General features: G+C 62.6%; 18 protein-coding genes, 1 pseudogene and 1 riboswitch. Of the genes and pseudogenes, 10 read left to right on the top strand and 9 right to left on the bottom strand.

Annotated elements, in window-relative coordinates:
* Positions 1–26: 26 nt before the first annotated feature.
* Positions 27–107, bottom strand: a riboswitch (ZMP/ZTP riboswitch).
* Between the two features lie 103 nt (positions 108–210).
* Positions 211–1,089, top strand: coding sequence for a hypothetical protein (locus TC41_RS14750; RefSeq protein WP_374952877.1), 879 nt, complete (start codon positions 211–213; stop codon positions 1,087–1,089).
* A 126-nt stretch (positions 1,090–1,215) separates the two neighbouring features.
* Here TC41_RS14750 and TC41_RS14745 read toward each other — a convergent pair whose 3' ends face one another.
* Positions 1,216–2,028, bottom strand: coding sequence for a G1 family glutamic endopeptidase (locus TC41_RS14745; protein WP_148260283.1), 813 nt, complete (start codon positions 2,026–2,028; stop codon positions 1,216–1,218).
* 120 nt (positions 2,029–2,148) lie between these two features.
* Entirely contained in the window at positions 2,149–2,679 is a 531-nt protein-coding gene (locus TC41_RS14740) for a hypothetical protein (RefSeq protein WP_041695541.1), read from the bottom strand.
* Positions 2,680–2,817: 138 nt separating this feature from the next.
* On the opposite strand from TC41_RS14740, the gene TC41_RS14735 reads away from it, so the two are divergent.
* Positions 2,818–3,981: an aminotransferase class I/II-fold pyridoxal phosphate-dependent enzyme gene (locus TC41_RS14735; RefSeq protein ID WP_041695540.1), complete on the top strand. Its 1,164-nt coding sequence runs from the start codon at positions 2,818–2,820 to the stop codon at positions 3,979–3,981.
* Between the two features lie 263 nt (positions 3,982–4,244).
* Here TC41_RS14735 and TC41_RS14730 read toward each other — a convergent pair whose 3' ends face one another.
* Both TC41_RS14730 and dapD read right to left on the bottom strand, forming a co-directional pair.
* The gene (locus tag TC41_RS14730) at positions 4,245–5,372 is read right to left on the bottom strand and encodes an N-acetyldiaminopimelate deacetylase (protein WP_014465863.1); all 1,128 of its coding nucleotides are present in this window, start codon (positions 5,370–5,372) and stop codon (positions 4,245–4,247) included.
* Positions 5,372–6,082, bottom strand: coding sequence for a 2,3,4,5-tetrahydropyridine-2,6-dicarboxylate N-acetyltransferase (dapD, locus tag TC41_RS14725; RefSeq protein ID WP_014465862.1), 711 nt, complete (start codon positions 6,080–6,082; stop codon positions 5,372–5,374). Before dapD ends, TC41_RS14730 begins: the two co-directional genes overlap by 1 nt.
* 97 nt (positions 6,083–6,179) lie before the next feature.
* On the opposite strand from dapD, the gene deoD reads away from it, so the two are divergent.
* The 6 genes and pseudogenes from deoD to TC41_RS14695 all read left to right on the top strand — a co-directional run bounded on the left by deoD (position 6,180) and on the right by TC41_RS14695 (position 11,898).
* The gene (deoD, locus tag TC41_RS14720; protein ID WP_014465861.1) at positions 6,180–6,887 is read left to right on the top strand and encodes a purine-nucleoside phosphorylase; all 708 of its coding nucleotides are present in this window, start codon (positions 6,180–6,182) and stop codon (positions 6,885–6,887) included.
* A 126-nt stretch (positions 6,888–7,013) separates the two neighbouring features.
* Positions 7,014–7,910: a phosphogluconate dehydrogenase (NAD(+)-dependent, decarboxylating) gene (gene gnd / locus TC41_RS14715; protein WP_041695966.1), complete on the top strand. Its 897-nt coding sequence runs from the start codon at positions 7,014–7,016 to the stop codon at positions 7,908–7,910.
* Between the two features lie 62 nt (positions 7,911–7,972).
* A complete protein-coding gene (locus TC41_RS14710; RefSeq protein ID WP_014465859.1) occupies positions 7,973–8,917 on the top strand; it encodes a LacI family DNA-binding transcriptional regulator in 945 nt (314 codons plus the stop codon).
* A 380-nt stretch (positions 8,918–9,297) separates the two neighbouring features.
* The gene (locus TC41_RS14705; RefSeq protein WP_014465857.1) at positions 9,298–10,062 is read left to right on the top strand and encodes an MFS transporter; all 765 of its coding nucleotides are present in this window, start codon (positions 9,298–9,300) and stop codon (positions 10,060–10,062) included.
* Positions 10,063–10,106: 44 nt separating this feature from the next.
* Positions 10,107–10,500: pseudogene (locus TC41_RS14700) on the top strand (DinB family protein).
* A 468-nt stretch (positions 10,501–10,968) separates the two neighbouring features.
* Entirely contained in the window at positions 10,969–11,898 is a 930-nt protein-coding gene (locus tag TC41_RS14695; RefSeq protein WP_374952876.1) for a phosphotransferase, read from the top strand.
* Between the two features lie 97 nt (positions 11,899–11,995).
* Here TC41_RS14695 and TC41_RS14690 read toward each other — a convergent pair whose 3' ends face one another.
* A complete protein-coding gene (locus TC41_RS14690) occupies positions 11,996–12,505 on the bottom strand; it encodes a DinB family protein (protein ID WP_014465853.1) in 510 nt (169 codons plus the stop codon).
* A gap of 168 nt (positions 12,506–12,673) precedes the next feature.
* On the opposite strand from TC41_RS14690, the gene TC41_RS14685 reads away from it, so the two are divergent.
* On the top strand, positions 12,674–13,096 hold the full coding sequence (locus TC41_RS14685; RefSeq protein WP_014465852.1) for a hypothetical protein: 423 nt from the start codon (positions 12,674–12,676) through the stop codon (positions 13,094–13,096).
* The gene (locus TC41_RS14680) at positions 13,071–14,261 is read left to right on the top strand and encodes a DUF4129 domain-containing protein (protein ID WP_041695538.1); all 1,191 of its coding nucleotides are present in this window, start codon (positions 13,071–13,073) and stop codon (positions 14,259–14,261) included. Before TC41_RS14685 ends, TC41_RS14680 begins: the two co-directional genes overlap by 26 nt.
* Positions 14,262–14,593: 332 nt before the next feature.
* On the opposite strand, the gene TC41_RS14675 is transcribed toward TC41_RS14680, so the two are convergent.
* From TC41_RS14675 to TC41_RS14660, 4 genes are read right to left on the bottom strand one after another with little or no spacing between them, the layout of a single operon-like run.
* On the bottom strand, positions 14,594–15,724 hold the full coding sequence (locus tag TC41_RS14675) for a glycosyltransferase (protein ID WP_081462299.1): 1,131 nt from the start codon (positions 15,722–15,724) through the stop codon (positions 14,594–14,596).
* Between the two features lie 4 nt (positions 15,725–15,728).
* Positions 15,729–16,340, bottom strand: coding sequence for a glycerol-3-phosphate acyltransferase (locus TC41_RS14670; protein WP_014465848.1), 612 nt, complete (start codon positions 16,338–16,340; stop codon positions 15,729–15,731).
* A gap of 4 nt (positions 16,341–16,344) precedes the next feature.
* Positions 16,345–17,148 carry a lycopene cyclase domain-containing protein gene (locus TC41_RS14665; RefSeq protein WP_081462298.1) on the bottom strand — a complete coding sequence of 268 codons (804 nt, stop codon included), beginning with the start codon at positions 17,146–17,148 and terminating at the stop codon, positions 16,345–16,347.
* A complete protein-coding gene (locus TC41_RS14660) occupies positions 17,145–18,347 on the bottom strand; it encodes a cytochrome P450 (RefSeq protein ID WP_014465846.1) in 1,203 nt (400 codons plus the stop codon). Before TC41_RS14660 ends, TC41_RS14665 begins: the two co-directional genes overlap by 4 nt.
* Positions 18,348–18,380: the final 33 nt, after the last annotated feature.

Below are 18,380 nucleotides of genomic sequence, written 5' to 3'. Positions count from 1 at the left end.
GCGAAAATGCAAACGACCGCCTGGGTGCGTCGGGCCCAGGCGGTCGGCAGATATCGCTGTGCTCCCTCGTGGTGCTCCACGCTAAGCCGCCAGTCGCACAGCGGAACATCTTCGATTGTGAAGGCATGGCAAACAGAACCCACCATTTCGAAAGGTTCCACTGAGAATATAGCAAGCTGAAACATGGAGCGCAAGGGCGCGGGCTTCTTGATGACGTTGACCTCCATCCCGCGGGTCGTCGGTTCAGCGTCGTCCGCGTGGTGGAACAAGCGCAGTCCTGCCGTGGCCGTGATGCGCCGCGCTTCTCCGGTGGCTGCCCTCATGGCTGCCGGCGTCGCCTTGGCCGTCTCGTTTCCACGCACGGACCTTTGGATCGTGATGCCTTTCATCATCGTAATGGCGTTCACGGAGGGCGTGTATTTCCCCGCCGTGGGTACGGCGGTCCCTCAACTTCTTCCTGAGGAGTCCTGGCAGCAGGCCAACGCGCTGATCCAGGGAACAAGCCAGGTGGGGCGCATGGTCGCGAGTTTTGTGTTGGCGCCCGTCGTCACCAAGGTCGCCTATTGGGCATCCTGCCCCATCGTCGCGGCACTGTATCTGTTCACGAGCCTGGTTCTTCCCACATCCCGGCCTCGTCAGGCTGCGGCCGGATCGCTCGCGGGCATGTTGCTGCTGACGTTCACAAGCCGATTTCGCGTGTCGGTGCATCTGTTGTTGGGCGGCCTGTACTTGGGCACGTTGTTTTGGCTCCTCATCCCGCTCTATCCGCACGTCGCATGGTGTGCCTGCCTGATGGCCCTCAGCATGGCGGCCTTCGTCTGGGTCAACATTCAGTCCATCTCGCTCATCCAGATTTGGTTTCGCGGGTCTTCGCTCGCGTCCGTGATGTCCATTTTATGGACCGCAGCCATCGTGCTCGGGCTCGTTTCATACGCGGTCGATGGGGCACTCCTGAAGTGGCTATCCATCCAGGTGCTGTTCGTCGCATCCGCTTGCCTCATTGCAATCGTGGTGACGGCGGCGCTGATTTGCATCCTGGTGAGGCCGACGTGGATCCCTCAGCAGGCAAAGGCGTCGGAGGTGGCATGAGGCGCGCGGGATGACGGTGTGCTTGTGGGGAACGTGGTTCATCCGGATGGCACTGCCCCGGTCGGGTTGCAGACCGACCGGGGCGCGACATGCTTGTCGGAGCAGAATCTCATCTCGACGAGGCCATCAAGATACGGGCGGGCTCGGTTGGTTGGAACCGTACGCGACGTTGAACCCGTCGGTGTCGGAGTCGGGCGCGGATGGCACCGAAACCACCGCGTTGTTTTGCACCATGTAGCCGCCGTCGGACATCGTCACGCCCGGGTTGCCGCCGTTCACGGTGCCGGGATCGAACGTGGTCTCGCCGTAGTTCGCGAGGGTGGCGATCCGGCCGCCAATCTCAGGCGCCTCCTGGATCCACTCGGCGGAGGAGCCGGGGCCCGAGTACGACTGCGTGGTCGAAAACGTCTCGTTTCGCGTGACGTCGGTCAGGGTGATGGTCCAGGTCCCGTTGCCGTTGTTGTGAATGTGAGCGCTCATGTGATCTCCCGGTGCGATGGTCATGGAGGAGATGACGGTCTCAGGCGCGGGGAGGATCTCCCACCAGGCGTCGTATTGCGCGTGGCCGTTCACATAGTCCTGCTCGGTGCCGGTCTGGATGAGATCGCTGTTGTTGAAACCATCAATACCAATCCAACTGGATGAGTACGTATTTTTCTTGGAGGGGCTCACCGCGGGCACAATCCAGTTGCCCGTGATGTCGTTGTACGTGCTGCCGGTGACCGCATACCCGGACCAGTTCGAGGCGGACCAGCCGAAACTGGACGCCTGGATACTGTTGGGCTTCGGCGCCGTGTTCGGTGACAGCGCTTGCCGCGGCGCGTGATAGATGGCGGGTGCTACAGGTGCTGCCGAGATGTGCGGCCATACCGCCAGTGCTCCAGCCGCGAGAAGCGATGCGGTTGCCAAAGCTGGCGCTTTCCATGCCTTGGTGTTCATCACGCACAGATCCCCCTTTTGATGGTGCGGTGTGGAACGAGCGAGTCTTGCAAAGCTCGCTATCTAACCCGTATTCAAAACAGTTTGGCGAAAACCCTCTGGGTGGGGCTTCCACGCCGGTCACCAGTTCGCGGGTAGCATGGTGTAACTTGCGGCATAGATGAGCGCGCCTGCGATGGCGGTCGGCATCATGAGCACTGTAAACCGCGAGGCGCGGCGGAGGCTGGCCAGGCTCTTCCTCCACACCACCGCGTACCAGGGGAAGAGCAGCGTGAGCGTCATGAGAGCCGCAAATTGAAAATGGATGTCCTGCGGGAGAATGGGGATCATCAGGCGATCATCGGGCCTTGGGTGGAATGCAAGGTACAGTGCGGTCAGGCCGACGAGTGGAAGCGTGGCGGCCGCGAGCTTGGCTGTGAAGTGTTGCATGCCGCTGTTCTGGTAGGAGGCGCACCAAATGATACCCCAGATGGGGGCGTACAGCGCAAAGGTGACAGGGCCCGAGATGGCGTAGCCGTAGGATCCTGTCAGTGGAATCGTCAGAATCGACAGAACGCCGCACACAAGGTAAAGGGCGAGCGTGATGGCGCTTTGAGCTGCGAAAAAGGCCGCCATCGCTGCCCAGGGCGTTCTGCGCACCACGGAGGACATGGTTCTACCTCCTCAACCATTCGTTGCTTTCTCTTTACCATATGACAGCAGATGGGTCAACGCAGTGTAGGGGCGTCGCAAACGGGGTCGGTGGGGTATGATGGAGCTGGCAACGTGTCCATCAAGGAGGCCACATCCATGCAGGAACTCTCAGGTCGCACGCGCCAACTGGTGTTCGCCAGCATGCGCCGATTTGCCGATCTCGTCGCGGACGAACCGGACGCCATCATCCTCACCATTGGCCAGCCGCACTTTCCCACACCTGCGCACATTGCGGAGGCGGCCAAGCGGGCCATTGACGAGGGCTTCACGTCGTACACCCCAAACCGCGGCATCCGCCCGCTGCGCGAAGCCGCCTCTGCCTACTACGAGCGCTTCACCGGACACCGATATGATCCGGACCGCGAGGTGCTCGTCACCGTGGGGACCACGCACGCCATTGACATCGCCATGCGGGCGCTCCTCGCGCCAGGCGACGAGGTGATCATTCCTGCACCTGCCTACCCGGGCTATGAGGGCGCCGTGCGTTTGGCAGGGGGAAACCCCGTCTTCGTCGACACGCGGGCCACGGGCTTTCTCCTGACGCCGGACGCCCTTCTGCAGGCCGTCACGCCGCGCACGAAACTGCTCATTCTCGCTTCGCCCGCCAATCCGACCGGCACCGTCTACAGCGAGGACGAGCTTTCCAAGCTCGCTCGGATCTGCGTGGAGCGGGATCTGTACGTGTTGTCGGACGAAATTTACGCCGAGCTTCAGTTTGACGGCTCGCCTGCCAGCATCTCGCGCATGCCGGGGATGCGGGATCGAACCCTCGTCATTCACGGGCTGTCGAAGTCCCACAGCATGACGGGGTGGCGGATTGGGTTTGCGTTCGCGCCGGCTTCCATCACTGCGGAAATGGCGAAAGCCGCGCAGTTCAGCGTGAGCTGCCCGTCGAGCATCAGTCAGATGGCGGCGCTTGAAGCGCTGACCCGCGGCCACGAGGACAGTCGGCCGATGCGAGAGGTGTATCGCATGAATCTCGCTCTCGCCGTGCAGGCACTTCGGGCCATGGGCGTGCCGGTGGTGGAACCAGCGGGGGCCTTTTACGTCTTTCCAGAGTTGCCGAGGGCGCTCCACATGACATCTGACGCCTTCTGCGAGGCGCTGGCGCGGGAGGCGCACGTGGCGCTCGTCTCCGGGACGTGCTTCACGCATTGCGGCGAGGGATATGTGCGCATTTCGCTCGCGTGTCCTCCGGAGGCGTTGCAGGAAGCGCTCGGCCGCATCGCGCGGTTCGTGGAGCGGCGCCGGCAAGGGTGAGGCTGCTCGAAGCGGACGGGCATGGGGCAGCGCCGGTAGGATGGGGCTTGGGCGCACGAGATGGCCGCGGCGGGCGGGATCGCATGAAAAGGGCGCGTGCAGCCCACATTATGGGCGAACCCGTCCGCTGGAGGCGATGGCATGCGTACCAAATCGAGGCGAACCCGAGTCGCCGTCGGCGCCGTGCTGTTTGCGCTGATTGCGGTCATTCTGCTGTTCTTTGACCTGTACAGATACGTAGTCCTGCACTGGCTGTAACAACGTCAACCCTCGTACCGCCGCTCGGCGAAGTACGGGATGAGCACGCGCAGCGCCACGTCGATGCATCGCTCGTCCGGGAGCATCTTGGCGTGGTGCAGGCCGTACGGCGTGGCCGCGCCGAGCCAGAACAGGAAGCCCGGGATTTCGCGCAGAAAGTAGCCGAAATCCTCGCCTGTCATGGCGGGCGGCACTTCTTGCACCTGGGCGAGCCCGGCCTCCTCGACAAACCGCATGAAGCCGCGGGTGAGGCGCTCGTCGTTGTACACCTGGTAGTAATTCGCGCCGTAGTCGATCTCGGCCTGGCAGTTAAACATCCGCTCAATCCCCGCTGCCACCGCCTCAATTCGGTTCTTGAGGTGGGGCATGGTGGCCGCGTTGAGTGCCCGGATGGTGCCCTCGAGGCGCGCGCGCTCCGCGATGATATTCATCTTCGTGCCCGATTCCAGCCGCCCCACGGTGATGACCGCGCTGTCCAGCGGATCCACGTTTCGCGCCACGATGGTCTGCAGCGCCGTCACAAGGTGTGCACCTGCCACCACCATGTCGTTGGCCCGGTGCGGATAGGCCGCGTGGCCGCCTTGGCCGACGAGATCGATGAACAGCTCGGACGTGTTGGCAAACAGGACGCCGGGTCGGATTCCAATCTCGCCTACAGCCATGTCGGGCTGCACGTGCAGGGCGAAGATCATCTCCGGCCGCACGGCCTGAAACGCCTCGCTCGCGAGCATCGGCTGCGCGCCGCCCGGGCCCTCCTCAGCGGGCTGAAACACCAGGACGAGATCGTCCGGCGGAGGGTTATGGGCGAAGTGCTGGGCGAGGCCGAGCGCGACGGCCATGTGTACGTCGTGCCCGCAGGCGTGCATCATGCCCTCATGGCGCGACGCGTACGGGACGCCCGTCTCCTCCGCCACGGGCAGCCCGTCCATGTCCGCGCGCCAGCCCACGCGCCGCTTCGGACTGTGTCCCTTCACGAGCGCGATCACGCCCGTCTCCCACGTGCGGATCTCCAGGTGATCCTGCGGCAGCGCCTGCAGATACGAGAGCACAAGCTTCTGCGTCTCAAACTCACGAAACCCGGGCTCTGGTATCTGGTGCAGGGCGCGCCTCGCTTCATACACGTCCCACGTCATCACAGGCGCCTCAGCTCTTCCTTGATTTCGATCTTGCTCGCCTCCACGTCCTCAATCCGCTTGATGATCTTGGCGGGCACGCCCGCCACCACGGTTCCCGGCGGCACGTCCTCGATGACCACCGCGCCCGCGGCCACGACCGCGCCCTTGCCCACGCGCACGCCCTCGAGGATGACCGCGTTGGCGCCGACGAGCACGTTGTCCTCGATGACCACCGGCTTCGCGGACGGCGGCTCAATGACGCCGGCCAACACAGCGCCCGCGCCGATGTGGCAGTTAGCGCCCACCGTGGCGCGCCCGCCGAGCACGGCGCCCATGTCGATCATCGTGCCAGGCCCAATCTCCGCGCCGATGTTGATGATGGCGCCCATCATGATGACGGCGTTTTCACCGATTTTCACCTTGTCGCGAATGATGGCGCCCGGCTCGATGCGCGCCGGGATGTCCTTCAGATCCAAGAGCGGAATGGCGCTGTTGCGGCGATCCGCCTCGACCTCATAGTCCTCGATGAGCTCGCGGTTTTGCTGCAGGAACGCCTGCACGTCGCTCCACTCGCCGAATACCACGCCGGACGTGGGCCCGACAAACGGACGCAGGCCCTCGGGAAACGCGATTTGGTCCAGCTTGCCGCGCAGATACACCTTCACAGGCGTCTTCTTCTTGCTTTCCGAAATATAGCGAATGATCTCTTCAGCCGTCTGCATCGTCATGATTCCTCTCCACGTTCGAATTTTGCTTCACGCGATCCAGCATGCGCCCCGATGGCCCGCGTGATATGATGGCATCAGAAGAAAGGGAGGATGTTCCATGAGCACGCACATTGGCGCGAAGCCGGGCGAGATCGCCGAGCGTATCCTGCTTCCGGGCGATCCGCTTCGGGCCAAGTATATCGCGAACACCTACCTCGAGGGTAGCGTCTGCTACAACGAGGTGCGCGGCATGTTCGGCTACACGGGCCGCTATAAGGGCGTGCCTGTCTCCGTGCAGGGCACAGGCATGGGCGTGCCGTCCATCAGTATCTACGCGCACGAACTCCTCGCGGACTACGGCGTGAAGACGCTCATCCGCGTCGGTACCTGCGGCGCCATCCGACCCGAGGTCCGCGTCCGCGACGTCATCCTCGCGATGAGCGCCTCCACCAACAGTGCGCCCAATCGTCTCCGGTTTGGCCACGTGCAGTATGCGCCCACGGCGAACTTCGATCTGCTGCGGACCGCGTACGAGATCGCCCGGGAGAAAGGAACATCCATCCACGTCGGCTCCGTCATGACAACGGATCTATTTTACGCCGATGGGACGGCGGATTTGGAGCGCTGGGCGAAATTCGGTATGCTAGCGGTGGAGATGGAGAGTGCAGAACTATTCACCCTGGCCGTCCAGTTTGGCGCGCGGGCCTTGTCGATTCTGACGGTGAGCGATCACGTCCTCACCGGCGAGGAGACGTCTGCGGAAGAACGAGAGCGATCCTTCGGGGACATGGTCGAGATCGCGCTGGAGACGGCCATTCGGTTCTAGGCCGCGCACTTGAGAACACCATCTCCGTAGGGCCCCCGGCTCGCATACATGGCCGGCTCAGCCGGAACACTGAGTGGGGGCAAGAGAAATAGATCTCACGTGTGGAGCAGGAAAGGGTGTTCTATGATGCAGGTCGGCCTCATTGGTCTCGGCAAGATGGGCCACAATCTGGCGCTCAACATGATGGACCACGGGCACCAGGTGGTGGCGTACGATTTGCACAAGCCGGCGGTCGACGCCGTCGCCAAAGAGGGCGCGACGCCGGCCACTTCTGTTTCCGACCTCGTGTCGAAACTCACACCGCCGCGGATTGTCTGGCTCATGGTCCCGCACGGCAAGCCGGTGGACAACCTCATCGATCAGCTGAAGCCGCTTCTGCAGTCGGGCGACATCATCATCGAGGGCGGGAACTCCCACTACAAGGACAGCATTCGGCATGCGGAGGACTTGAAGAAGCTTGGCATTCACTTCTTCGACGTCGGCACCTCGGGCGGCATGGAAGGCGCGCGTCACGGCGCCTGCTACATGATTGGGGGAGACCCGGAGGTGTTCAAGACCATCGAGCCGCTGTTCCGCGACACGGCCGTTCCGAACGGCTACGTGTACACGGGGCGCGCCGGGAGCGGCCACTTCGCGAAGATGGTGCACAACGGCATTGAATACGGCATGATGGCGGCCATCGGCGAAGGGTTCGAAGTGCTGGAGAAGGGGCCGTTTGACTACGATTTCGCCGAGATCGCGCGCTGCTGGTCGAACGGATCGGTCATTCGCGGCTGGCTCATGGAACTGGCAGAAAAATCCTTCCGTGAGGATCCGCGGCTGGAGAAGATCAAAGGAGTGGTGCACGCCTCCGGCGAGGGGCAGTGGACGGTGCAGGAGGCGCTCGAGGTTCAGGCGGCCGTGCCGGTCATCGCCACCTCGGTCATGATGCGCTACCGCTCGATGCAGGACGACTCGTTCAGCGGCAAGGTGCAGGCGGCGCTCCGCAACGAGTTCGGAGGTCACGCGGTCGAGCGGGCGTGATCGGAGGTCAGGACGGCGGTGGCGGCGCGCCACCGCCTTTTGCATGGGGGAGGAGGCACAGCGTGCCAAAGCGGGCCACCATCCAGGACGTCGCGCGAGCGGCCGGGGTGTCCGTCACCACGGTCTCGCGCTACTTGAACGGGCGCTACGAATCCATGAGCGAGAAAACGCGAGAAAAGATTGCCGCGATCATCGAGGAACTCGGCTACCGGCCGAACGCGCTTGCCAAGGGGCTGAAGGCGCAGCGGACGGAGACCGTGGGCGCGATAGTGGTCAACATGAGCTATCCGTTTTGCGTCGGCTTTCTGCGCGCGTTCTCGCGGACGCTCGGCGACGCCGGGTACCATCTCATGGTGGCCGAGTCCGAGGGCGACGCAAAGCGGGAGCGACAGCTCATCGAGTCGTTGGTCGCCAACCGCGTGGAGGCCATCGCGGTGCAGACGAGTGGCGCCAACAACGACTACCTGGAGGAATTGGCGCGCGAGATGCCGGTGGTGCTGGTCGATCGCGCCTTCGCCCTGCCACACGCGTACGCCATCGGCACCAACAACCGCGACGCTTCGCGCGAGATCGCGTGGCAGCTGTTCGACCTCGGCTACGACTGCGTGGTGTACCTGACGGAAGACGAGCGCGGGATTCCCACGCGGACGGATCGCCTGGAAGGGTATCTGGACGCGTGCCGCGTGGCGCTGCGAGAGCCCGTGGTGATGCGCGTGCGGCGCGGCGATCCGGCTTCCTTCCACGAAGCGCTCGCCCGCGTGGATGCGTGTGCGCGCAAGGCGCGTACCGCCGTGTACACCGCGAATGGCCTCGTGCTGATGGAGTGCTACCGGCCGCTTCGGGCGCTCGGCCACAAGGTGCCGGTTCAGCTCGGCATTGCAACCTTCGACCAGCCGGACTGGGCCGATCTCGTCGATCCACCCTTGACCTGCGTCCGCCAGCCCGTGGAGGAGATGGGCGAAGCGGCAGGGCGGATCATCATCGCTCGCCTGCGGGGGAAGAAGTAACTGCGGAGGTCCTCGTCGTGCCGTCTACCGTGTTGATGAGGGGGTCGACGGGGCGGGGATAGGTGCCCGGTTGCGAGAGCCCGGTCAGCCGTGCGTGGCGCCGCGCTCGATGGACGACCCATGGCGGATTGCCTCTTGGCTCAGTTTGAGGTATGGTTGCATGCAGAATGGCAGATTTGTGCGCTGCAGGCATGCAAGATGCGAGATGAATCGTCATACGCTTTTGTCGATTTCGACGAGTTTGCCTGGCGCGCCTGATCCTTTATGGCAATGTCCGACCCTGCGAGACAGGCCAGACTGCGCCGCTGCAAAGGCATACCTCGTCGTGGCGAAGCGGGAGGGATTTTCGTGGCGCAGGCGTCCGCGGGAGCGCCATCAACGTGGTGGCTGGGATCATCACGCCCGAGGAGCGGGCCCAGTTCATCGGCATTCTTCACGGTGTCGTGTCTGGCATTCGGCTGGCTGGGCGCTTGCTCGCGGCAAGCTCGATTCTTTGGTTCAGCATTCGAGAGATCGCACTGCTGGACGGGTTATCGTTCGTCATTGGAGGAGCCCTGTATCTTTTTCTCCCTTTGCCATGTTGGCGAAAAGGGCTGGTGAGCGGCGTCGTACGGTTTGGGGTTTCTTCCACGATCTCGCCGAAGGCGTGCACAAAGTCAAGCGTGATGGGCTTCCACGCGCCTGTTGCTCATCTTCTTTCTGTCGGGGCCATGGTTGCGGGAATGCTGGGGACAAAGCTGTTTCGCAGAGTTGCGCAACGGTATGGCGTAAGCCTGGTTTTTCTCATCGACTTCGTTTTGCTTGGTCTCTGCGTGCTGGCGATAGGCGTGTTTGACTCCGTTTGGATCCCGATGCTCAGCATGTTTGTCATGGGCGTGTTGCAAGCTGCGCAGAATGTGTTGGCTCCATCGTATGTCTTAGCGTCGTTTCCCCACGAGGTCATTGGGCGGGTTGCGTCCGTCTTTTCCACCGTCGAAGTCGGAAGTCAGGCAGTGGGAAGTGCTGTGCTCGCCGTTTGCGCCTCGTTTCTGTCGGTTCAATGGATGTTTGTCACCGCTGGCCTTCTGACGCTCGTGAGCGCGCCAGCCCTGTTCGTTCGGATCAAGGGAGGACTTGTGACAAGTCCGACGGCCAGGAATGTGTGAAGAGCGTGAGGACAGGCGGGTGTGCTCAGAAAGCGCGCCGGTTTGTGAACGAATCGCACACAGAGGGGGCTAGGGTCGTGAATGTGCTCTGGCAGCAATATGAATGGATTCGTGCCACCAGAGAAGCACTTTTTGAGTTTTTAGAGCAAATCCCAGCGCGTCATCTTCATACGGCCCTCCTTGGCTTCGGAAGCGGCAGCATCATCAGAACGCACATCCACGTGGCAGACTGTTATGTGTATTGGTTTGGACGTTTTGGGTTAGGCCAAAACGTCTTTGCCTTCGCATCGGAGGAAGAAATCATAGGTTCAGATGTGAAGCGCCCTATGGCTGTTGACACACGCAGTGACCCATGAGTTCCACCATAAGGGGCAAATCGTCGCCATGGCGCGGCGCCTTGGCCACGTTCCCCCCGACACCGATTTGGTGCTGCCATAGGACAGGACAGAGCTACACGGAGCCGGGGAAGGATTGTCGGCACCGATTTGTGTCAATGCGCCTGCTTTCGAGCAAGTTCTTCGATTTCTTGCTTGGGAAGGCCCGTCATCTCGGCGATGTCTTCAATTTTCATGCCCTTTCGAAGCATATTGAATACAATTTCCATGTGCCCTTCAATAAACAATATGGAAGAAAGTTGTTCAGTGCTTGAGATTGTGCGATTCCATCCTGGCGCTCGTGGCTAGACTTCGGCTGCAGGCCCGAAATCGGGAGAGGAGCGTCCTTCTCGTGAACACCTTGTTGGAGTGGTTCCTATCCTTGTTCGCCAATGTGTTGCAGGCGCTCACGTGGTCTCGCTCGGCAGAGCGCTGGGCTCGGCGGAGAGATCGACATGAACACCCTAAAGACCGTTTTCATTGAGGGCCGTACAGAGACGGGTGCATATCGCAGCTTGACTGCGGCAAGGTGGTGTCAGGCTTGACGGTTGGCGTACCCGGCGACTGGCTGGACATTGTGCATGCTTACCTCCCGGGTCTCGCTGTGGATCGGCTGGACGTTCGCGACGAAGGGTGGGACCACTGGGTTGTGGTTGTGAACCGCGCTTGGGTGTTCCGATTTGCCCGCCGACCAGGCGTCGCAAAGCGGCTCTGCATCGAACAGCGTGTGCTCAACCACATTGACGATCGCGTCCTAAAAGCGGGCGTTCGCGTACCGAGGCCGAGTCCCGTGAGGGACGCGCGTGGGCGGGTCATTGGGAGTCGCTATCCATTCATTTCCGGGGAGCCTCTCCGCGCCGCGCTGTTGGACGGCGTGGACGCATCGACGACTGACCGAATTGCCGAGCATCTCGGCTCCTTCTTGACGATTTTGCACGACGCCGATGTTTCCGCGTTTCAGACCCAGGGTGTACCGGCCTTGCAAACCGAATCCTTCTGGCAACAGGATTGGCGTGAGATCCAGGATCGCGTCTTGCCCCTGCTGGATTACGATGAGCGTCGAGAGGTTCTTGCTCGATTTGCGGACTTTTTCGACCAAGCCCTCAGCGGCACCCTTCTGCGGGCGTTACTCCATGGCGATCTCACGCATGCACACATCTTGTACGACCCGTGCGTCACCGAAGCCATTGGCATCATCGACTTCGGCGACGTGCAGATTGGCGATCCGGCCTATGATTTCGCTGGGCTGTACTGGGATTACGGGCCAGCCTTCGTTCGGAACGTGCTCGACCACTATGCGGCTGGCCAGGGCAAGAGGGATGTCCACGCGTTCCGCGCTCGCGTCGAATATCTCGGCCTGTGGGTCGGGCTTCGAGAACTTCTTCATGCGGTGGAACATCATCACACCCGCCGCATGCGCGAGATCCGGGCCAAGTTTCGCGCCTCCTTCTCGCCCCGGTGAACCTTCGTGAACGCGAGAATTGCGCCGCGCTGTGCTCAACTTGGGGGCACGATGCTCATCCCATGTCCTTTCGCTCGCGTGCCGCCCGACGCATGATTCACGCGCGGCGCACAGCCTCAAGCGCTTCGCGAGCCTGTGCCACGTGGCGTCGCTCGTGGTAGCCGACAAACTCGAGCCACTCGCGCAGCGATAACTCCCCGAGCACCGGATGAGGGACAGGCGCTGCCAGGCGCGCCAACTCTTCAGGGCCGCCCAAGGCTCTCGCGGATTCGATGAGCGTCCGGCGCGCGTCCTCCAGCGCTTGGCGCAGCGCATCGCGCGACCTCGGTTCGTCCGAGGGGCGGATGAATTCCGGCGCCTCAAGCTTCACTGACCGATCCGCCGCTCGCTCGACGCCCTTCGGCGTCCCGGTGTAAGGGCGACGATCCTTGGCGGCGCGCCGGAATACGGGGATGATGGACATGTCGGTTTTCCAAATGTGTTCCAGAACTTGTGCAACGCTCCAGCGCCCGGCTCCTGGCGATGCGTTGAACTCCTCATCCGTGGCGCTGTCGATCACGGCCAGCGTCTCGCGGTGCGTCGACTCGACGAATGCAAAACTGTCCATGGTCACGGTATCAAGCTCCTTAGATTCGGTTGGAAGAATAGAACCACGCGTTCGGTTGTCGCACGTCAGCGTTGCAAGGGTTCTCATCCCGTGGCGTCGGAACAATCAGACGTTCTCTAGGATTAACATTTAAGCTATCACAAGCCTTCCGGCAAACTCAACGCGCAGGTGAGCGAGCCGCACTGGCTTCGCTACCATCGCGAGGCCTTCGAAGTGCTCTGTGATGAGCTGAGCGCATGGGCGGATGGGCTGCACCGAGGCGGCGCGGAAGTCCTCTTCGCGACCAATGCGTCCGTGAGCCTGAGACGGCTCAAATCGGCGCCGGATCGCATCACGCCCAGTGCACTCCGGTCTCTCCTGGCCCACGCGTATCCCTATGCGGCCTATGGCCTGGAGGTCCTCCTGTTGCCGGTGCTCCGCGCGCCAGACGCTTATCCTGGCGAGCTCATTCTCTTCAGCTCCTGGGAGTCCGCGCGCCACGCGGCGGCTCTTCGTCAGCTCGAGCGCATGGGCAAGGCTGTCCACGTGGTTCGGCCGAAGCTCCGCGAGCAAGGAGGTGAGAGTGATGGCCATCACGACCTGTTCCACTGAATCTGAGCGCCGCAGCGCGGCATGGACGAACCTTCCACTCTCATTGCGCCTTTGGGCGAGTCTCACGGCGGGATTATCGAGTTGGCTCGTGACCATGGCCTTCGACTGGAATTCACCGAGTCCGCTGTGGGGGATGGCTGCTTGGTGCGTCTTGGAGATGGCGCTCTGTGTCGCCATGGCGATTTCTTCTGGGAAATTCGGCGGTCAAAGGCGCGTGATCGGACTGGCGCTGGGTTATCTCGGCGCAGATGTCGCCTTGGCCGCTTTGCACGTGGGGTCTGTGGCGATGGCGGTGTCGGGCGGGATGGCGGGCGCGTGGGCCGTCGCCCTTTGGACGCTAGCCATCACCAGTCGAGATGCGGATACTGCGGCGAAGTTTGCGCTCGTGGCGTATTCCGGCCTCGTCACGCTTGCTGCGCTGATGCTGTGGGTGGATCAATCGTTTCACGCCGCTCACCGTGCGCCGCTTCGTTTCGCGGCGTGGCTGGCTGGAGCCGTGATCGTCGGACACTTGGCGTGGATGGCGAGGCTTCAGCGCGCTCGCATGCGCGAAGTGGAGCGGATGGGAAGCACCTTGGGCTGGGTGCTGGCGGCGCTCAGGGCGACGCTTGGGCCCTTCGGCGTCATCCTGGGTGCCGCACTGCTCGGCGTGGGCGTGGGAGCGGCGGTATTGGTGCTTGTGTATCCGTTTCTCGGGTACGTGTTGGGCATTGCTTTTCACGCCTACATCCGATGGTTGGCCACTTCCCACGGGAACGGCGTCCTCACCCATTTGGCCAATGCGCGGGTGCAAGGCTCTCCTCGAGGCGACATGTGGATGCTCACGGGCATCGCCATCGCGTTGTGCGCGGCGGGGATCGCGGTCTGGGCGTGGAAGCTCTGGCGAGGTGGCACGGGGGAGGAGGCGCGGGAAGCGGGGGATACGGTTCAGGTGGCGACGGTGCACGAGCGCCTGCGTGACAGCCTGCGCTTCGTTCCGACGGATCACCCGGTTCGCTTGCGATACCAGCGCTGGCTGCTCGCCATGCATCGGCGCGGGGTGACCATCCGGCACGCCGAGACGCCGAGGCGGTTCGCGGCGCGCGCACAAGATGATGGGGACAGTCACGCGCAGAGGCTTACGGAACTCTATGAGCAGGTGAGGTACACAAGAGATGATGGGTGAGGGCGGAAGCGGCTTGGAAGAGGATGGTGTGGGTCGCGTTGAGGACCTGACGTCAAAGCGGTGACTCGCCTGCTCTGTGGATGTCGCGAAAGAAGCGATTTCGAACTTCTGTGCTTGTCGAAGGAGAGATGAATATGTTCGCGAAGACATCTATTCAACCTCCGTATTATGCGGTCATCTTTACGTCGGTTCGCGGCAAATCGACGTGCATCATTTCGTTTGGTACGACAACCATGAACCAAGGACCCCGCTCTGCAAACGATCCCGGTGCGTGTGGCAGTTGAGACACTACGCAGTGTGAGGAACGACCTGCTACCGCGCCGTGTGCTGGTCTACGACCAAAGGGTCGTGTTGCGCGCATTGTGTATCCACGAATCGCATGCGAGCACAAAGCCGAGGGCAACACTGATGGGCGCCGTGACAAACACCCATATCGGCATCTGCAGGTATCTTTTGGAGCAGAGTCCTATCCAGAGCAGCGCGGGCCACTGCGAGAGGACGGCGAGATCGACATGCCCCAGGCAGGCTTCCGCAAGGCCGTACATGGGTAGCCATGTGAACGCATACGTGAGCCAAGCCCAGACGAGACACGAAAGCAGGGGATGGCCGACGGTGTAACACCAGTTTTTCTGGAAGCCGCGCCACGCCCGAGACCAGGACGTGTACATGGTGCAGGAGGCGATATCGGCCCCATCGAGAAAGGCTGCGTTCATGCCCATCCTGGCTACTTTCCGCGCGAGCGCGAGATCCTCGGCGATGGCGCTGCGTACAGCCGCGTGGCCGCCAAGGGTCTGATAGGCCGAGCGCTGGAAGGCGAGCACCTGGCCGATGGCAATCGGGAGGGCTTTTCGGCGCCATCGGCCGAGAAACAAGGGAACGTGGGCCATCAAGCTCCAAGGGAGCAAATATACAAGCAAGGCGGCCAGGCCGTGTGCTTCTTGGCGTGGCAAGACGGAAAGAAGTTGGATGTCTCGCGCAAGCATGGTGGATCGGATGTTCTCGACGACGGCGGCCGCATCGAGACGCGTGTCCGCGTCGATGAAAATGAGGATCTCGGCGTCTCCGGCGTGATCGGCCAGTTGAGCGCATGCCCAGTTTTTCCCTCGCCATCCCTGTGGCCTTGTGGCTCCGCGAAGAAGGGTCAGGCGCTGATTCACGTCGGCCTTCGTCTCGTTCAACACGCGCCACGTGTCGTCCGTGGATTCATCGTCCAGCGCGATGATGCGAAACGATGAATCGATACTCGTACAAATGGCCTCGAGGCACCGCCGAATCTGATAAGCTTCATTCCGCGCCGGAATCAGGAGGGCGACGCGGGCAAGGTTTTTCGCACGTCCACCCGTGAAGGTTTCCGCCTTGTGCCCGACGTGTTCCCTGTCCCGTTTCAAACGGGGCCACAGGAGGCGGTTTAACAGCGCTATGAGGCAAATCAGGCCATCGTAGCATAGCATCAGTCCGTGCATGTGTTCACACCTCCTCCCGCCGAACGTTTCGAACTCGGTATCCCCACCACACAAGCGGCGCTGTCAACAACCAGAACAAGCGTGCGGACCAAAGCGAGTGAACCCGCCACACCGGCCAGAGGACCTCGGGCAAGACCGTGATGCCCATCAACAGCACCTCCGCCCCGAGTGCGACGGTGCGGGCGCGATCCAGGCGCCGGATGGCAAGACCGCACGCGAAGCCGCAGCCGAGGAGTCCCGCCGCCAGAGGGCCCAGGAAGCCAGCGACTGACCCAATCCAGCTCGCCAGGCCAATGCCGCCGCGGCCGCGCAGGAACGGACTGAAGCGATGACCGTACACCGGGAGGGCGGCGGCAAGCGCGGCGAGGGGCCAATGGGTCGGGATGTGACGAAGGGCGAAATACCCGGGCACAAATCCCTTCGCGACGTCCAACACGAGCACGGCGGCTCCGGGCCAAAAACCGGCCGCTCGAAACGCGTTGGCGGCTCCCGGATTGCCGTCTCCAAACGACCGCGGATCTCTACCCATTGCGCGCGTGAGCCAGACGGCAAACGGGCAAGCCCCGACGATGAACGCGGCCGCGAGCCCAAGCGTCCATCCCATCCATGCATTCATGTGCCTACCTCCCTGCCCGCCTATCTCGGAGCCACCGCTCACTCCTCCTCGACGCGATCACGGCAAGCGATGTCGCGACAATCAGGCTGGTACCCGAGAAGAAGAGGATTTCTTCGATGGGGACGTCGCCCAGTCTGAGGTCCGTGATGCGCTCGGGATGAAAGAACCAAATGCCGCTATGGATGGCAATGCCGTCGCAAATGGACAGGTACAACGCTGGTGCGAGAGTAGCGACAGCGACAGGACCCGCCTGTGCAGCAATTCCGTCGAACCCGTAAGAGGACTGGACTGCGAGTGGCAGCAAAATCCACGGCACAAGCATCGCCAGATACGTGAGGTGCGTCCAACGATTCAGGAGAACAAAGACGGATCCGAGCGCAACAAATCCAAGGCTCCACCAAAGCGCGAAGACAAGCAGATGTCCTCGCTTTCCCACGGGCTGCCTTCTCGCCCATGCGGTGCGGGGGCGGAAAGCCGTCGCCAGGTCAAAGCATTGGGCGACGAGCGCGGATTGCAGAAGGTAGAAAAGAATCTCTTCCCACGGAACGCCGTCGAGCGTCAGCCCCCACACGCGTTGCCGGGCATACGCCCAGACGCCGAGATGGATGAGCGCGCCGTCCCAGGGCGTCGTGTACAGGAGAATCACCGCAGCCAAGACAGCGAAATACCCTGTTATGCGAAGTGGTGACCGGCGTACCATGCGAGCGACCCAACCTTCGCGGCCAACGCGGCGACGTGCAGCGCGCGCAACCCACAGCGCGGCGTTGGCGGCGACGATAAATCGAAGGAGAAAGCCGAAATAGGTCATCGGCGCCTCACCGCGATGACGGTTGGCCGATGTTCCAGCGCGGCGCGCATGGCGATGCGCGGCGGGCGTGACGTGGGTTGAAGGCTCACGTGTTGCAGGAGCCGGGCCAACATCCACTTGACCTCCAAGCGCGCAAAGGTCGCTCCAGGACAATATCGCGGACCCGCCCCAAACGGCAGGTAGGTGTAGGCGCCCGGGGCCAAGCCGCTCAGCCACCGCTCGGGGACGAAGCTGTCCGCGTCCGGCCAGAGCTCCTGGTGGCGGTGCAGGAGAAAGTAGCTCACCATGACGCGATCGCCAGATTCCACCTCGGAGCGCAATCCGGAATGGATGGGGGGATAGAGGCGCAGCGTCTCCTTCACGACGGCATCCAGAAGGGGCAGCCGGTCGAGCGCGCGGACTTCCGGCCGCTCGTGCCCCGTGGCGCCGTGAATCTCTCCCCAGAGCGCATCCTGGAGGTCGGGACGATGCGCGAGCAGGATGAGGAGCGAGGACAGAAGCGACGTGGCGGTGTCGTGCCCCGCCACCAAAAGCGTCATGAGCTGATCCACGGCGAACGACATCTCCTCGTCTCCGTACGCCCGAGCGAGGGCGTGAATGGGCGCGTTGTCCCGTCGGATCAGCGCTTTTTCGTACATCGCCGTAAGGCGAAGGCGCATTCGGTGATACGCCTTGGGCAGCCGGGGCGTTTTGCCGAGCAAGAGCCACCATCCGGGGCCGATGTAGTAAACGAGGCGGGTGAGATCGGGCAGGTACGCGCGCTCTTCCTCGGGCGTCAAGCGATGGTGAAAGTACACGGACTCCAGTGCGCGCCACGTCATGCGCCTCGGCATGTCGGGCAGGGATATCGTGCCCTGGCCGAGGGTGCGCTGAAGCGCCTCGTCGAGCGCGGGCAGGGTGTCCCGGAGGCGCGACTCGAGGACGCCGCGCGTGCTGGACCTGACGATCACGTCCTTCACAGCACCGTGTCTTGGGCCATCGATCACAAGCAGTCCTTGGCCGAAGAGGGCGGCGACGGGATCGCCTTCCAGGCGAGACGAGTAAGCGTCGGCCTGTTCGTGCAGAACGCGTTTGACCGATGCCGGCCCTGCCGCGACGCGCACGCGCAGCCTCGGAGCCGCAAGCTCGAACTCATCTGAAGCAAAGGTTCGGTGGAGCGAAAGCAAGCCCATGAGCGGACTGCCTGGAGGCGCGAGCATGTTTCGAAGCGCTTGCCAACCCTCCTCGGGCTT

This window comes from Alicyclobacillus acidocaldarius subsp. acidocaldarius Tc-4-1 (assembly GCF_000219875.1).
GTDB lineage: Bacteria > Bacillota > Bacilli > Alicyclobacillales > Alicyclobacillaceae > Alicyclobacillus > Alicyclobacillus acidocaldarius_A.
Note: the sequence above shows the minus strand (reverse complement) of the source record. Positions and strands in the feature narration are given on the sequence as shown.

Bases quoted from the DNA above. Each gene is read 5' to 3' on its own strand.
- TC41_RS14670 (WP_014465848.1), bottom strand. From the start codon at position 16,340: ATGAATGCATGGATGGGATGGACGCTTGGGCTCGCGGCCGCGTTCATC.
- TC41_RS14675 (WP_081462299.1), bottom strand. From the start codon at position 15,724: ATGCACGGACTGATGCTATGCTACGATGGCCTGATTTGCCTCATAGCG.
- TC41_RS14665 (WP_081462298.1), bottom strand. From the start codon at position 17,148: ATGACCTATTTCGGCTTTCTCCTTCGATTTATCGTCGCCGCCAACGCC.
- gnd (WP_041695966.1), top strand. From the start codon at position 7,014: ATGCAGGTCGGCCTCATTGGTCTCGGCAAGATGGGCCACAATCTGGCG.
- TC41_RS14690 (WP_014465853.1), bottom strand. From the start codon at position 12,505: ATGGACAGTTTTGCATTCGTCGAGTCGACGCACCGCGAGACGCTGGCC.
- TC41_RS14730 (WP_014465863.1), bottom strand. From the start codon at position 5,372: ATGACGTGGGACGTGTATGAAGCGAGGCGCGCCCTGCACCAGATACCA.
- TC41_RS14740 (WP_041695541.1), bottom strand. From the start codon at position 2,679: ATGTCCTCCGTGGTGCGCAGAACGCCCTGGGCAGCGATGGCGGCCTTT.
- TC41_RS14735 (WP_041695540.1), top strand. From the start codon at position 2,818: ATGCAGGAACTCTCAGGTCGCACGCGCCAACTGGTGTTCGCCAGCATG.
- deoD (WP_014465861.1), top strand. From the start codon at position 6,180: ATGAGCACGCACATTGGCGCGAAGCCGGGCGAGATCGCCGAGCGTATC.
- dapD (WP_014465862.1), bottom strand. From the start codon at position 6,082: ATGACGATGCAGACGGCTGAAGAGATCATTCGCTATATTTCGGAAAGC.
- TC41_RS14750 (WP_374952877.1), top strand. From the start codon at position 211: ATGACGTTGACCTCCATCCCGCGGGTCGTCGGTTCAGCGTCGTCCGCG.
- TC41_RS14660 (WP_014465846.1), bottom strand. From the start codon at position 18,347: ATGCTCGCGCCTCCAGGCAGTCCGCTCATGGGCTTGCTTTCGCTCCAC.
- TC41_RS14745 (WP_148260283.1), bottom strand. From the start codon at position 2,028: ATGAACACCAAGGCATGGAAAGCGCCAGCTTTGGCAACCGCATCGCTT.
- TC41_RS14680 (WP_041695538.1), top strand. From the start codon at position 13,071: ATGGCCATCACGACCTGTTCCACTGAATCTGAGCGCCGCAGCGCGGCA.